This window comes from Mesorhizobium sp. WSM3859 (assembly GCF_002295065.1).
GTDB lineage: Bacteria > Pseudomonadota > Alphaproteobacteria > Rhizobiales > Rhizobiaceae > Mesorhizobium.
The window spans coordinates 34932-50827 of sequence record NZ_NSGG01000021.1; the positions used below are offsets into that span (position 1 = coordinate 34932).

General features: G+C 58.8%; 8 protein-coding genes. 6 read left to right on the forward strand and 2 right to left on the reverse strand.

What is annotated here, in order from left to right; genetic code table 11:
* Positions 1 to 1321: 1321 nt before the first annotated feature.
* From CK230_RS29820 to CK230_RS33370, 3 genes are all read left to right on the forward strand, one after another.
* On the forward strand, positions 1322 to 7036 hold the full coding sequence (locus tag CK230_RS29820) for a HAMP domain-containing protein (RefSeq protein ID WP_095820405.1): 5715 nt from the start codon (positions 1322 to 1324) through the stop codon (positions 7034 to 7036).
* 52 nt (positions 7037 to 7088) lie between these two features.
* Positions 7089 to 9107, forward strand: a complete 2019-nt coding sequence (locus CK230_RS29825) for a response regulator (RefSeq protein WP_245430098.1) — start codon at positions 7089 to 7091, stop codon at positions 9105 to 9107.
* Positions 9108 to 10226: 1119 nt separating this feature from the next.
* Entirely contained in the window at positions 10227 to 10397 is a 171-nt protein-coding gene (locus tag CK230_RS33370) for a hypothetical protein (RefSeq protein WP_176480277.1), read from the forward strand.
* Positions 10398 to 10721: 324 nt separating this feature from the next.
* On the opposite strand, the gene CK230_RS29845 is transcribed toward CK230_RS33370, so the two are convergent.
* On the reverse strand, positions 10722 to 10904 hold the full coding sequence (locus tag CK230_RS29845; protein ID WP_095820373.1) for a hypothetical protein: 183 nt from the start codon (positions 10902 to 10904) through the stop codon (positions 10722 to 10724).
* Between the two features lie 386 nt (positions 10905 to 11290).
* Here CK230_RS29845 and CK230_RS29850 point away from each other — a divergent pair, with 386 nt between their 5' ends.
* Positions 11291 to 11485, forward strand: a complete 195-nt coding sequence (locus tag CK230_RS29850; RefSeq protein WP_141246145.1) for a hypothetical protein — start codon at positions 11291 to 11293, stop codon at positions 11483 to 11485.
* Positions 11486 to 11796: 311 nt separating this feature from the next.
* Here the strand turns inward: CK230_RS29850 and CK230_RS29855 are convergent, their stop codons facing one another.
* The gene (locus tag CK230_RS29855; RefSeq protein ID WP_095820375.1) at positions 11797 to 12057 is read right to left on the reverse strand and encodes a hypothetical protein; all 261 of its coding nucleotides are present in this window, start codon (positions 12055 to 12057) and stop codon (positions 11797 to 11799) included.
* A 1199-nt stretch (positions 12058 to 13256) separates the two neighbouring features.
* On the opposite strand from CK230_RS29855, the gene CK230_RS33375 reads away from it, so the two are divergent.
* The gene (locus CK230_RS33375; RefSeq protein WP_176480280.1) at positions 13257 to 13406 is read left to right on the forward strand and encodes a hypothetical protein; all 150 of its coding nucleotides are present in this window, start codon (positions 13257 to 13259) and stop codon (positions 13404 to 13406) included.
* Positions 13407 to 13541: 135 nt separating this feature from the next.
* The gene (locus CK230_RS32885; RefSeq protein WP_210201501.1) at positions 13542 to 13724 is read left to right on the forward strand and encodes a hypothetical protein; all 183 of its coding nucleotides are present in this window, start codon (positions 13542 to 13544) and stop codon (positions 13722 to 13724) included.
* The last annotated feature ends 2172 nt before the right edge of the window (positions 13725 to 15896 follow it).

Sequence of the window (15896 nt, forward strand, 5' to 3'; positions counted from 1 at the left end):
AAATTATCGTTCTGCATGATGATAACTTTTGATGTCTTTCCACCGGTTTCACCGACCCGGATAAATCCAAAGGCCAGATGCCCCGCCCCGAATCCGCGAGCAGCCCGGCCGGCAGCAGTGCGGAGCCGCAAGCCCGGCCCCTTGACCGGTGGCGCAATTCGGACATGCACCGGCTGAAGGTATTTTATCAGCGGTCTCTAATATCTCCGCCATGTGAACGGATGACGCGTATCAGCCCGGGACATCAGGTCCGGCATCGATTTTGCTTCACCATCTTGGGGGCGGAGCGAGACGATGGTACTTTCACGAGACCTGTTCGAATCTGACATAACTTTTCATTGCCCGGAGTGCGAAACCGCGGTGGTCCGGAAAGGATCGTGGATCAAGAGTGCCAAGGTCTTCATCTGCGACACGTGCAACGCACAAACCCGTCTTACATACGGACTCAAACTCGCGATCTCTGATGCGCATCTGCGTCCCAGTGCACAAGCTCGCGTGCCAATGCAAAGAAAGCCAGGCCGGCAATAAGGCAATGCGCGACGAGTTGCGCCTTGTCGCGGGACTCCCATCTTGGCAAACATATATTCACGATGCCTCGCGGACTGCAGAGCCGCAGCAGCCTCGCTCAGTTGTGCTCACCCTTTGAGCTATCCAACCCGCTAGCTGACTGTGGGGTGCGTATGTGGATTGGGACGGATTATCATGTAGTTAACGGGGTTCGTGTGCAAATCCTGCGCGCGCATGTTCTACTTTTCTTCCGTTTTCTTTTGCACGAGAGGCCGCTATAGGGCTCGCGAGAGGAGCGGCGCGTTTCTCCGTCAGGTGGCAGGATGTCGGCCACGGGGGGTCGCCCCCAGCCTTTAAATTAGTTCTACATTCCACCATTCGCCTGGGGTTCCTGCAAGCTTTTCGAACTTTCTTGGTCGCGCCTCAGCCAGAATTGCTTATGCTCATCGGTAAATCAGACCACTGAAATCGGTTTTAGGAAATATTGAAGGACGCGTGACCTCGCAGGTCGTCAACGTCAGCCTGAAACGCATTTAGTTCTACGTGTTGAATAGCAGCTATGCGCTCGCCTGGACCATTCCGTTGGCCTCGCGCTCTTGGTATCCCAAACATCCGTTTGGCAGCCGCCGCTCGCGTGTTCTAAGCTCTCTTCGTGCACGCAAAGCTGTTCTGCACGACGGACTACCGGGAACCAATCGGCCAATTCCGCGTTTTTAGCCTTGCGGTGGATTGTATACGTCGCCACCCGGGGTGGGGATTTCATCTAGCATCAGTTCCTTCACAAAACCGCTGGGCTGGGAGTGGCACTGTGAGCGTGCAGGCATCAAGAGCGCAACTCGACCGTCGTCAAATTCTCAATTCGTTAAAGGCCTTTAGGCGAGGCGACTTTTCCGTCCGAATCGACAACGTCTATGAAGGTATCGATTCCGATATTGCCGATGCCTTCAACCAGATCGTCGAACTGAACGATCAGGTCACGAAGGAATTTGAGCGACTGAGCAGGGTCGTCGGCAAGGACGGAAGGATCGGCGAGCGGGGCCACGTCCGCAATGCCACCGGTAGCTGGGAATCAAGTGTCAGGTCGGTCAACGACCTCATCGAAGACATGGTCCAACCGACCGCGGAAGTGGCTCGCGTCATTGGCGCGGTCGCAAAAGGCGATCTGTCCCAAACGATGATGGTCGAAATCGACGGCCGACCGCTGCGCGGCGAGTTCCTGCGCATAGGCAAAATCGTCAACACAATGGTGGGACAGCTGGCCTCTTTTGCCTCCGAGGTGACCCGCGTCGCGCGAGAGGTTGGCACGGAGGGAAAGCTTGGCGGACAGGCACGGGTGAAGGGCGTTGCCGGCACATGGAAGGATCTGACCGACAACGTCAACGCCATGGCCACCAACCTCACGGGTCAGGTGCGCAACATCGCCGAAGTGACCACCGCGGTCGCTTCAGGCGACTTGTCGAAGAAAATCACCGTCGACGTGAAGGGCGAAATCCTCGAGCTCAAGAACACCATCAACACGATGGTCGACCAGCTTAATTCCTTCGCATCGGAAGTGACGCGCGTGGCGCGCGAGGTCGGCACCGAAGGCAAGCTCGGAGGCCAGGCCCGTGTCGAAGGCGTCGGCGGCACCTGGAAGGACCTGACGGACAACGTCAACTCCATGGCGGAAAACCTGACCGGCCAGGTCCGCAACATCGCCGAAGTAACTACGGCAGTGGCTCTGGGGGATCTCTCGAAGAAGATCACCGTCGACGTGAAGGGCGAAATCCTCGAGCTCAAGAACACCATCAACACGATGGTCGATCAGTTGAACTCCTTCGCTTCGGAGGTCACGCGTGTCGCGCGCGAAGTCGGCACTGAGGGCAAGCTCGGCGGTCAGGCCCAAGTGCGTGGCGTTGCCGGCACGTGGAAAGATCTGACCGACAACGTCAACTCGATGGCCGAGAACTTGACCGGTCAGGTGCGCAATATCGCCGAAGTCACGACTGCGGTTGCCTCTGGCGATCTGTCGAAAAAGATCACTGTCGCCGTTCAGGGCGAGATTCTCGAGCTCAAGGACACCATCAACACGATGGTCGACCAGCTGAATTCGTTCGCCTCGGAAGTGACGCGCGTGGCGCGCGAGGTCGGCACGGAAGGCAAGCTCGGTGGCCAGGCCGAGGTGAAAGGCGTCGCCGGCACCTGGAAGGACCTGACTGACAACGTCAACCTGATGGCGGCCAACCTGACGGGCCAGGTTCGAAACATCGCAGAGGTGACGACGGCCGTCGCCCGAGGCGACCTTTCCAAAAAGATCACCGTCGACGTCAAGGGCGAAATCCTCGAGCTCAAGGACACCGTCAATACGATGGTCGACCAGCTGAATTCCTTTGCCTCCGAGGTGACGCGCGTGGCTCGCGAGGTCGGATCGGAAGGCAAGCTTGGCGGCCAGGCCCACGTGGAAGGCGTTGGCGGCACATGGAAAGACCTGACCGACAACGTCAACGCCATGGCCGGAAATCTGACCGTGCAATTGCGCGACGTTTCCAAGGTGGCAACCGCGATCGCCACCGGCGACCTGACGCAGAAGATCACCGTCGATGCATTGGGAGAAATCCTGCAGATCAAGGACGTGATCAACACGATGGTTGATCAGCTGAACTCCTTTGCCTCGGAAGTGACGCGCGTGGCGCGCGAGGTCGGTTCGGACGGCAAGCTCGGTGGCCAGGCGCAGGTTCGAGGCGTGGCCGGCACCTGGAAGGACTTGACCGACAATGTGAACGCCATGGCTGCCAACCTGACCGGCCAGGTGCGCAACATCGCGGATGTGACGACAGCCGTGGCGCTTGGCGACCTTTCCAAGAAGATCACCGTCGACGTGAAGGGCGAAATCCTCGAACTCAAGTCGACCATCAACACCATGGTCGACCAGTTGAATTCCTTCGCAGGCGAGGTGACGCGTGTGGCGCGCGAAGTCGGCACCGAAGGAAAGCTCGGCGGTCAGGCTCAGGTGCGAGGGGTGGCCGGAACCTGGAAGGATCTCACCGACAATGTGAACTCGATGGCCGAGAACCTTACGGGCCAGGTGCGCAACATCGCCGAAGTGACGACGGCGGTCGCGCGAGGCGACCTCTCCAAGAAGATCACCGTCGACGTGAAGGGCGAAATCCTCGAGCTCAAGTCGACCATCAACACCATGGTCGACCAGTTGAACTCTTTCGCAGGCGAGGTGACGCGTGTCGCGCGCGAGGTCGGCACGGAAGGCAAGCTCGGCGGTCAGGCCGAGGTGCGAGGCGTAGCAGGCACCTGGAAGGATCTGACCGACAACGTCAACCTGATGGCGACCAATCTGACAAACCAGGTGCGTGGCATCGCCGACGTCGTGACGGCAGTGGCTCAGGGCAATCTCAAGCGCAAGCTGACGGTCGATGCGAAGGGTGAAATCGCCTCCCTCGCGGACACCATTAACGGCATGATCGAGACCCTCGCCACCTTCGCCGACCAGGTGACCAACGTCGCGCGCGAAGTGGGCATCGAGGGCAAGCTCGGAGGGCAGGCGCGGGTGCCTGGTGCAGCCGGTCTCTGGCGCGACCTGACGGACAACGTCAACCAGCTGGCCGCCAATCTGACGACCCAGGTGCGCGCCATCGCAGAAGTCTCGACCGCCGTGACAAAGGGCGATCTGACCCGCTCGATCAGTGTCGAGGCCTCGGGCGAAGTCGCGGCGCTCAAAGACAACATCAATGAGATGATCCGCAACCTCAAGGACCAGACGCTGAAGAACGCAGAGCAGGACTGGCTGAAGACCAATCTCGCTCGCTTCTCCCGGATGCTCCAGGGCGAGCGCGACCTCGCCACGGTTTCGCGATTGATCATGTCCGAACTCGCCCCGCTGGTGAACGCGCAATACGGCGTGTTCTATGTGACCAACCGCGACGAAGATGAGTCCTATCTGGAGCTGGCGGCGTCATACGGCGCCGAGAGTAGGGCAGCTATCAAGCAACGGCTCGATCTTCGGGAAGGGCTCGTCGGCCAAAGTGCTGCCGACAAGCGTGCCATCATGCTAGACAATGTCCCGCCGGACTTTCTGCGCGTGACGTCCGGGCTGGGCAGCTCCTCGCCGGCCAACGTCATCATTCTGCCAGCTCTGTTCGAAGACGAAGTCAAGGCCGTCATCGAACTCGCATCATTCGGCGAGTTCCGCGACACGCACCGATCATTTCTCAATCAGCTGATGGAGTCCGTCGGCATCGTTCTCAACACCATTGCGGCGACGATGCGGACTGAGGGCCTGCTCAAGCAATCGCAGTTGCTGACGTCCGAATTGCAGGCCCGCCAGACGGAACTGACCAAAAAGCAGGAAGAACTGCACGCCACGAACGACGAACTTCAGGAAAAGGCTCAGCTTCTGGAGAACGAGAAGAAGCAGGTCGAAAACAAGAATCTCGAAATCGAGATGGCACGGCGGGCCCTTGAGGAGAAAGCTGAGCAGCTTGCGCTCACTTCAAAGTACAAGTCCGAATTCCTTGCCAACATGAGCCATGAGCTCAGAACGCCGCTCAATTCGCTGCTGATCCTTTCCAACCTGCTTGCCACCAACCAGCAAGGCAACCTCAACGACAAGCAGGTGGAGTTTGCGCGCACCATAAATTCGGCCGGCACAGACCTTCTCAGTCTCATCAACGATATCCTCGATTTGTCGAAGATCGAGTCGGGTACGGTCTCGATCGACATCAATGACATGCCGGTCGCGCATCTGCGCCAGCATATGGAACGCACGTTCCGCCAGCTCGCCGCCGACAAGGGACTTGGCTTTGCCATAAAGGTCGATCCAGCTCTTCCCGAGACCGTGCGTACCGACGAAAAACGCCTGCAGCAGATCGTCCTCAACCTGCTGTCAAATGCCTTCAAGTTCACGTCCGGAGGTCAAGTCAGCCTGAATTTCCGGCTCGAGAAAACTGGACGCCGCAACGGCGCCAGACAGCCCGCCAGGGCCCTGGCCATCGCGGTGACCGACACCGGCATCGGCATTCCGGAAGACAAACAGAAACTGATTTTCGAGGCTTTCCAGCAGGCAGACGGTACGACCAGTCGCAAGTACGGAGGAACCGGTCTGGGGCTCTCGATCAGCCGTGAGATCGCCCGTCTGCTTGGCGGTGAACTCAGGGTTGAAAGCACTCCGGGCAAAGGTTCGACCTTCACGCTCGTCATTCCGATCGACGGTCCAAGGACTACGGCTGCGACGCAGCCGGAATTGCTTCCGGCCACGGAAGCGATTGCCACGACGGCAGCGCCCACCGGCCTGCCGTCTGCGGAATTGATGGACGACCGCGACGCCATTTCGCCGGAAGACAGGGTGGTTTTGATCGTTGAGGATGATCCGACCTTCGGCGGCCTGCTGCTGGGTCTGGCACGATCGGCTGGGCTGAAAGGTGTCCTGTCGACTGCGGGGTCCGGAACCTTGGCCTTGGCCCGCAAGCTGGTTCCGGACGCGATCACGCTGGATCTCGGGCTGGCGGACATCGATGGATGGGTGCTCTTTGACCTGCTGCGCCATGATCCGAAGACCACCGGCATTCCGATCCATGTGATCTCGGGCGCGGAAGACATCGAGGGCCTGGTCACCAAGGGCGCATCGAGCATTTCCACCAAGCCCGTGTCGTCCGACGAACTGATGAAGGTGTTTCAGGATATTCATTCGAGAAAGCTTCGTATCCAGCGCCGGGTGCTTGTGGCAGACGCCGATCCGGAGCGTCGCCTTTCGCTGGTCGAAACCATCCGGGATGGGGTCACCTCGGTCACTGCAATCGGTCGCGCTGCGACTGGAGATGACATTGATCTGGCCTCGTACGATGCCGTGGTTCTCGGTCTTGGACGGTCTGCCAAGGACAACGCCCAGGCGCTCGATGAGCTTACCAACCAGCTCTCAGACGAGCTGCCGCCGCTTCTGTTCTTTGCCCCTCATTCCGACGCCATCGAACAGGTGCTGGCGCTCAATCCGGCCTGGATCGATGTCCCGCGGGCCGAGAATTTTGCTCAGTTGGCTCTCCATATATCGGCGACACTACCAGGAGGATTGCACGAGGACATTGGGGCAGGACCGGGCCAAGCTGACAACAGGTCAAACATCGCTGGCGCAAAAGTGCTGATCGTCGATGACGATATCCGAAACATCTACTCGCTGACGAGCGTTCTGGAGACCTACGACATCGAAGTTCTCCATGCGGAGCGGGGCCGCGACGGGATTGCGTTGCTGGAGGAGAACTCCGACGTCGATGCAGCCTTGATCGACATCATGATGCCGGAGATGGACGGCTACGAGACCATGAGAAGAATCCGCAATACGCCCGCCATAGCCCACATTCCGCTGATATCGGTGACGGCAAAGGCAATGAAAGGCGATCGGCAGAAGTGCCTGGAAGCCGGCGCGTCCGACTATATCGCAAAGCCTGTCGATCTCGACCTTCTCATGGCGTTGCTCCGGGTCTGGATCGGTCGTTCCAGAGCGAGGGTCGAGACCTCGCAAAATCTGCTCATGTCCGTGAACTGACAGGTGCTCGATGCAAAGGCCGTCGCCTATCCGTTCGAAAAAAATAGAAATCGTGCAGCCGACCGACGGCCCTGCCAAAGCACGCATCCTCGCCGTCGATGATGACGAACGAAATCTGTTGGCGATTGACGAACTCCTCTCTCCGCTGGCGGAGGTCGTCACTGTGCCATCCGGTGAAGAGGCGCTGCGCTGCCTGTTGAAGGAGGATTTCGCCGTCATCCTGCTGGACGTTCTGATGCCGGGTCTCGACGGTTATGAAACAGCCGCGCTGATCCGCCAACGCGAGCAGTCCAAGCGAACGCCTCTCATCTTCCTCACGGCCATCAACAAGGAGGACGCTCATATGCTGCGCGGTTACGACGCCGGCGCGGTAGACTATGTGTTCAAGCCATTCGACCCGGTCATGCTGCGATCCAAAGTGGCCGTATTTGTCGAGCTCCACGAGAAGACGCTTGAAATCCAGCGAAATGCCATCGCCGAGCAGGCGCTGCTGGCGAAGGCCCTGCAGGCCGAAAAACAAAAGCTTGAAGCCGAGCGATCGCTCCGCACCGCGGAGGAGCGACAGGAAGCCATTCTTGGATCATTGCCCGTCTGCTTTCACGCGCGGGCCGCCGAGCCGCCTTTTGCAGCTCGTTTTGTCACTAAAGGTGTCGAACGTCTGACGGGATTTCCTCCCGAGCGACTGACATCCGATCCACGTTTTGGCCTGAGCCGGGTGCACCCGGACGATCTGCCCAAAGTGCGGGAAACATTGCTGGCGGCAAAAGCGACAGGCTCCTACACATGCGAGTTCCGCTGGCAGTGCGCCGACGGCAAATATCGCATCTTTCTGGACCAGGGCGTCGTATCGAAAGCTGCCGACGGGCGCCGTCCCGAAATCCTTGGCACCTTGCTCGACATAACGGATCGCCGTGAGCTCGAAAATCAGCTCCTCAAATCTCAGCGCCTTGACGCGATCGGAAGACTCACGGGAGGGCTGGCCCACGACTTCAACAACCTGCTCGCTGCGGTTCTAAGCGGGCTAGGTCTGCTCGAGCGGCATGCCACGCTCGACAATCAGGGAAAGCAGATCGTTGAACTGACCCGCCGCTCCGCCAAACAAGGCGCTGAGCTCGTCACGCGCATGCTCGCCTTTTCACGTCGACAGAACCTTAAGCCTGCCGCGGTCCGTCTGGCAGCGCTGGGGGACACGATGAACGGGCTGGTGGCACCCGTACTGGGCGGCTTGATCCGCTTTGAATGGATGGTCGACAACTCTGTTTGGCCCGCTCATGTCGACGTCGGCCAACTGGAGCTGGCTTTGATGAACCTGGTTTTCAATGCGCGCGATGCCATGGCGTCGGGGGGAACCATTACAGTGCACGCACAGAACCGGACGATCACATCGGCATCGGAAGATTTGACAGCGGGAGACTACGTCGTCCTTACGGTCAAGGACACCGGCGCAGGCATCCCCCGGGATGTTCTGGCAAAGGTCGTCGAACCCTTTTTCACCACAAAACCGCTCGGCAAGGGGACCGGCTTGGGTCTCAGTACCGTCTACGGCTTCATGAAGCAATCCGGTGGTTCACTCCGCATTATCAGCGCCGTCGGCCGCGGGACATCGATGGAGCTTTGGCTGCCTCGTTCGGCAGAGTTGCCGGCAGATAATGCGGCCGACTCCGACGCGGAGCCGGTGATGGGCGAGGCTGAAAAGGCACTTCCGTCCTTGCTTTTGATCGACGACAGCAGCAGCCTGCGGCAACTGACAGCAGAATCTCTTCGGCAACGCGGCTTCGCAGTCACCTGTGCTGCAGGTGGTGCCGAAGCGCTGGCAATTATCGAACGGACACCCCACGACTTCGATGTCATTGTCACGGATTTCGCCATGCCTCTCGTGTCCGGGGTCGAGGTAATTCGTTTTGCGCGCAACCTGCGCTCGAATTGGCCAGCGGTGATGATAACTGGATATGCCGACGCCGACGCTATCGCAAACCGTCCCCCGGATGTTCCATTGGTCAACAAGCCTTTTCGCGAAAAGGACCTCATAGAGAACATCTTGCGGGTGAACGCTGCTCAAGCGATCGGTTGACAGCAAGCCAACTGGATAGGCTATTGCCTGTCCCGCGAGCAGAGACTTCAGCTAGGTCTCTGCATTCCGGAATTGAAGTGATACGACGCCTTGGATGCCGTTCGTGGGGCAGTCCATGCGTTGAACTTCATTCCCCGTTGATGCCTATGCTTGCCAACAAGCCGCCAGAGCGCGACGGCTGGCTGCACGAGGTAAGGCACATCGCCGAAGGCAATGCATTCGGTTTGGACCTATGGACCCGGTACTTAGCTCTGCCTTTCCGAAAGCCGGAAATCCGCTGTCGGCCCACTGCCGTCAGTGTACGGTTCGACAATTAGAGATCGACTGGGGTTCTTAGAAGCTTTTCGAACTTTCTGCGCCTCGCCTCAGCCCGAATTGCGGGTGCTTGTGGATAAGGCGGGCCATTATGTTGGCGCCTATGTCGCGCAACACGGTCCTTCAGGTCGTAGTCGCGGTGATCACAATCCCGGTTCTCGCGGTGCTTCACAAAACGCTCGGGTGGCTGCTCGACATGACGTCGACTGATTTCATTGCCGGCATGCTGGTGGGGCCGCCGCCGTGTTTTTGGTCTGGTACTTGGCCGAACGCGAAGAGCGGATCAATTCAAGGTCAAGGTTCGAGGAAAAGAGCACGCGACACGCTCTTGTAGGCGCTTCGCCGCCTGGTAGCGCATCATCACCTTGTTGGCCCACGTGCCGGGCCGCTGGCTGCGGCCGGCGGGCTTTTTGTTGGCGCTCAATGCCCCCGAGGGATGTAGAGGGCCTGTCCCGAAGGCACTTTTGAACTGGAGAGTGAAGAGGAGCCGATCCCGGTCATCCGTCACGTTCATAATCCAAGGCGCCATATGCTCCCAGAATGACTGCTTGCTGTCGTTTATCATCTCACCGGCTGCGCGCACTGCTTCCAACCGCGCGGCGTCCAAATCCGGGAGATCGACCCCTTCAGGGTGGGAATGAAAGTCCCATTATCGACGTGGAAGTAATAGGTCGTGATGCTGCTTGCCCTTGTTCGACAACCCGAACTGTCTCGGGAGCAGTTTGTTCACGCTGGTTACAGCTAGACGCGTGGCGAAACCTTCACCTCCACCAAGAGTTTCCCAATCGAGTCACGGAGTTGTGCATGGGTGGCGACGGCAGAGATGACAAGAAGGAACCGGTCGATCTGCTGGTTCGTCGGCTGGTCAAAGAGGCGGACGTTTCGGAGATGCAAGCCCGCGAACTGGTCGAACTGATTGGCACCGACTGGTCGTCACTCCTTCGTGAAGCCCGCTTTCTTAAAGGAAGGCACTGATCGTCGCGGAACATTCCAGATAAGCGAACGTTCATGGTGGCGCGTTTTAGGTGTGGTCAATTTTGAAATTTGGGTAGGGCGGAAGGGCTTCAGGCTTGGGCTTTAGGAGATGGACCCGCAGCTAGCGAATTCCCGGAAGCAGTATTTTATGTCGCTCCGGCTAATCGAAAAGGCAGAGCGCTCCGTCAGGCGCACGGTGAAAGGCCTGAAGACGGGATTCATCGCGATTATTCGCTCAGCCTCGTTGCTGCAAAAGCCGGTGCGGACTCCTTTGGTTCTGCCATCGGACCGAAGGGAAATAGACCGAGAGGGGAGCCGGGGAGACTAAAGCATCTGGTTGGGCTGCTGAGCTAGCCGGATGGCCTTCGCACACTCGTCAGCTTCGATCACCGCCATGTCCAGCAGATACTTCAGAAGCGCCTCGCCCGATGCGTCCAACCTGCGGCGCACTTCCTTCAGCATCGATTGGGCGAACTGCAGGTTCTGGAGTCTCGTGGGCTGATGCATCTCGGCCTCCCATATAAGGCTGGACCGAGAGTATTAGCCGAAGCTTGTGCGAGAGTTAATTCAGCCGCGGCGCCTGGTCGGCGACAAAGGGCGCAAGGCCGTTGGCGAAAAACACCCGCTGAATCTGCACAAGACGCAGCGGGTGTTTTAGTCTGGCACTTCGACTGGCGCGAAAGGGACTCAAAACGCCCAGCCGGGAACAACAATGAGATAGCGGGCTATAGGTTTCATGGTGGGGACCTATGCGCTGTAACGTGCGACCGAGGTCGCACGGAATGGACTCGTTTCTGACTTTTTCTGGGTGTATCTTCTTACCGTAATTGGGTAGAGGCACGCGGATGCCTGGGAGCGGTCATGATGCTTTCGCCCCGTCCGGGGAGACAAGCATGTCGGTATACGGTGTGGCGGATTCCGCCCAACTTGCAACTCTCACGAAAGCCCTGAACGACTATTGTGCCAAGCACCGGGTTGTAGGGAAGGATGGGCGCGAGCGCATAGCGCTTAAAGTCCTGGGGCTTTTCGGACGAGGCTTGATTGATCCTGACCAGCTATCGGCAGAGCTTGAACGGGTTGCCTGGTGATCCAAGAGATGCATCCACGGGGAACAGAACAGCGGCTTGTCGATAGCGCGCGCCGCTTGATTGGCCGCACCCGAGCGGAAGTGGAAGATGCAAGATTGAAGGTCGAGCAATCGCGGCTTGCCCTTGAACAGTCCCGCAAGCGCCTCCAGCACTCACACCTTCTGGAGACACAGAAAAGCCCCAGCGCGGAGGGTGACCGGCGCTAGGGCTTCAGGCATGTAACTAACCTAATACCTCTTTTGGACATGGTGTGATCGCGTAAGCCCTTCCTAGCCCTATAGCCTCACTCGCCATCGTCGGCGTGCGTTGCACTAGCGCTTGCGCACAGCGTCCCGGCTGACCGTTATACCAAGATCCCGGCCGCTGACGGTGACAGTGTGCTCATCAACCCGCATGACCTCGCCTATAAGCTCGATCTTCTGCCCGCTGCTTATGTTGAGGGTGGTGTCCACGATCGAGTGCGGTTGGTGATACGACGGGATCAGTACGCTCACCCGATCCTCAGTGACGCGCTTCCGCACTGTCGCGGTGATCACGACTTCGTCGCCGACCTTGATGCTGCCCTTCGCCATACCCCTAAATGCTCGAGCGGCGGATTGGTTCGCAAGCACAAGCTAATGTAACATCCGCCTGAATGTCAGGCTGTCTTATCAGCCGCTCCCCTCAAATAGATGATGGCGGCGCACCGTAGGAGTTATAGGATCAGCTTCGCGCGGGTTCCCCGAGGCGAAAAGATGCAGTCTCCGGTAGAAAAGAACAAAAGCCTACTTCGGCTGTTGCCGGGCGACGCGGAACGGCAGGCGAGGCTACAGAAAATGGTCGGGCTCCGAAGCCTTCGATCCCACTGCTCTTGCCTCCGGCTCGACCCAGATGCCGAGTTTCATGATGTGATCGACTGTTCTGCTCTGTTTGAACTGCCGAAGGTCTCGGGGACGTTACGCGATGGGAGGCCGGCGACGGGCACGCTCGCTTGAAGGATTTTCGCGACGAGTCGGCTTGAAGCCGGCAGGTGTCAGGAATTAACCCTCGTTGGTGCGGCGACCCGCTCACGAGGATCGCCACGATGTCTGACAAATTGCCATTCACAGAAAGCACGCTCGGAAGCTTGCGGCAGGCACAGGCCTATCGGTTTATTGCCTCACATGCACGCGCAGGGCGGTGCTCGATGTCGCCGCGCTGGTCAAACGGTTCGGCCCGGACCAGCCCTGCCTTCATTGGGATCTGCTGAAAATCATCTGCTGCCACGAGTGCCGCGCTGGCGGCCGCGACGATCGGAACCTGCAGTTCACAAACCACGCGGTTACGCCGGAGCACCGGAAGGGCTGGACACCTTGCCCGTAAGGCGAAAGGGGCCTGCTCCCGTCGCCGCTGGTACATCCGCAGTCGGCGACGGAGGCCGGGAGCGGCCCGGCAGGCTGACGGGTACGGCCAGCAAGCGCCGGGCCTAGCCGGCGGAGGCTCGGAAGAGGAAAGAGACGGCACCGGCTCGTGCAAATATACGCGTCTGCCGAGATGATCGGTACGCATTCGTTGGCAGTAGGCCAGAATCGCATCGGCTGCGCTGGCGAGCATGGTTGCGGCACGTACCCACCGAAGGTGGGAGTAGCACACAGCCTGTCTCATCTCGGGACCGAATTGCTGGCATAAATTTTGCGTCGGTCCGAATTGCTGGCAACGGGATCTTCTTCACATGCGATTGTCTACTCAGCCTGCGCGAAAGCCAAGATCATCACCGAAATGCATATACTCAGCACCGCTCCGGATCGACGATGTGCAGATCGACGAGAACGGCGATGTGACCGTCTCGATAGTTGCTGACGACATCTACTCGAAGAATGCGTTACAGCGCTACCAGATCACGCTGACCGAAGCCGAAATCGGCATTCTCTCCCGCGACGTCAAACGGCGCTTGCGAGCATGACACTTGCCGATAAGCCGACTTATGGATGATCAGCGTCATCCGTGATTGTGACCTTTGTCCGTAGAGGGAACAAGTCGTGCCATGGCGTGTTCGGCAACCATGGAACGGTCGCCTCAACATGTGCGAATGACGGCCTTGCTCGACAAACTGCGGGAACAGGAAGAGCGGCATGCCGAACTGTTGCGCCAAACCCAGGAAGTCATCGCCAAGAGCGCTCGATTGGTCCGTGCGTCCAAAACCCTCCTTTCAAGGCCGACCCTGCATGATGCGCCTAATGAAGGCGGACATCATCGACAAGCTATGGTGGGCGGCAGCTAGTGAAGCGTGCTCTTCGGAGGCTTAGCTTTCAGCCCCCTCAATCTGATTTCGTTCTGCAGCTCTAGCGCAAGCCGGACGATTGGATCGGAAATCGAGACCACGTCGTCGGTCGGACCTTGTAACAGCTGCTTCGGCGTCGCCGAACGTGCAGATCCCTGGAGGTCCGATTTCGACAGCAATTGCGATAGGTGTTTTCGCTGGAACGCGTGAACTTCTTCCAATAGGTCCAGAAACTTCAAAGCGTCCGCAGTCGGGAGATTTTTGGAACGCAGTCGAACTATCCGTTCGTGCTGACGAACGATATGCCGCTCGCCATCCAGAACGTGGCGTCGCGCCATGCTGATGTGCTCGTGGAGAAGCATCGCCAACAACGCAAAGAGGTGAATGTGGTTCCTGCGGCAAGAGGGCGATCGAGGCGAGGGCGGCTTAGACCCCGGCGAGCCAACGCCGCCTGGTTCTCTAAGCCTGCTGAACTCGCCGGTGGACGTTTGGCTACAGAACCGGGCGGTTTGGCTTCCTCGGTTCCGGCAAGCTGTTACACGGATTTGCAGCCAATGCGGCTAAGCGCCAGTCTCTTTGGCACATCTCCCTTGCCAGTAGTTCATTGCGATCATCATGAGCGGTCGCTCGACCTTTCTTCGCGGCAAGCAGATAGTCGGCTCTGTTCGTTCGAAAGTCTTCTTTGTTCGCAGACATCGTTTCCTCCCGGATTTCCGCAGGCATTGCCCTCCTTCTGGCCTGACGGGGAGACACACTAGCTGCCGATATATCGCGCGAGTCCACCAATTGGAGGATTGTGTAGAACGATATATCCGGGCAGCGGGCTGCCGACCTCTAGGCGGTGTAGACAGCGGCGCGACCGCAGCCTGCGTGGTCTTAACATTTGTAGGCGCGCTTCGCCGCCTGGTGAGCGCATGATCACATTCTTGGCCCACGTGCCGGGCCGAGACCCCACTTCACCCGCTGGCTCCGGCCGGCGGGCTTTTTGTCGCCTTGCGCGACTAAACTGGGCAGCCGGCAGCGTGAGCACCGATAAGAAATCGAGACGCCTCTGGATCGCCATTAGCATCCTCATTGCTGGGCTTGTGCTCATCCTGCTAGTTGGCCTCGCATACGCCGTGCTGATCCAACATCCTGCCGGATAAGAAGCTTTCATTTAAGCGTAATGCCGGGCGAAATTTCGGCCGCTACATCAAATGCGCGTGGTCCCACCGATTGCCGGTTCGGTTCAGACCTTGCATGCGAGCTCCCGCCTTGATGCTGGCGGCACGGCAACCCGCGGAGATCAGGAAGGTTTCAGGTCATCAGTCCTATGGCGGCTTCAGGGCGAGGGCAACTAGGCAGCCAGGTTCAGTGTTCGGCCGGCCGTGTAGGCAACAGTTCGTACGAATTCCTATTTTGGTGTGCGCCGAGTTGAACTCGGCTTGGTGTCGGCTTCGGCGGTGCGGCGTTGAGATTCGCGGGCCAAACGCGCCTCCCTCAGCCGGGCAGTCTTCGCTGCGCGCTCTTCCCGCTCCGTATGCATGATCTCGTCAGCCGCACGCCTTGCTCGTTCGTCCCGATCATTGTTCGCTCGACTACTCATCTTACTTCCGCTCCAACACTCACCAACAACGCTCGGCCAGACCGCTCGTTCCTCCGGCCGGATGTGCTGAACAAGGCCGCGCAGCGGAAGCGCCCGCCTTCGTGGTTTTGGTCAGGCGGTGACGCGGCCGAGTGTCGGGGTGCCTCGGATCACGCGAATGTTTCAATGGCCAGATTCACCTTGGTTAGGGCGAAGGATGATCAAACCTGCACCAATGGGGTGCCCATCTTGGCAGGCAAGTGGGTAAGCGCGGACCACGGTCGTTGAGTTTTGAGTACGACTGTGGCTCGAGCCTTCGGGCCGGGAGAGTGTGCAAGGAGGATGCTTTGACGCTCGGAGCAAATCGTCCGGAGAGCGGAGGCGCGCCCACCTATAGCTGCTCCGCCATGGCGGGCAATTGAGCTGCTCGAATGTAGCGGAGCGATAGGTCATAACCGGGTGCGCTCAACTGTCGGACAACAGCCAAGGACGAGCCGCTAAATCCAACTCAAAATGTGGGGTGAAATGAGGGTTTTGAAGACGATGATTATGAAATTTGCAGGTGATTAAATGCCGTAGCAGCAGGCGGATTATAATCTCTCACGATT

Excerpts from the sequence above, each read along its gene's own strand:
- CK230_RS29855 (WP_095820375.1), bottom strand. The coding sequence starts at position 12,057 with ATGGCGAAGGGCAGCATCAAGGTCGGCGACGAAGTCGTGATCACCGCG.
- CK230_RS29850 (WP_141246145.1), top strand. The coding sequence starts at position 11,291 with ATGTCGGTATACGGTGTGGCGGATTCCGCCCAACTTGCAACTCTCACG.
- CK230_RS33370 (WP_176480277.1), top strand. The coding sequence starts at position 10,227 with ATGGGTGGCGACGGCAGAGATGACAAGAAGGAACCGGTCGATCTGCTG.
- CK230_RS29845 (WP_095820373.1), bottom strand. The coding sequence starts at position 10,904 with ATGCATCAGCCCACGAGACTCCAGAACCTGCAGTTCGCCCAATCGATG.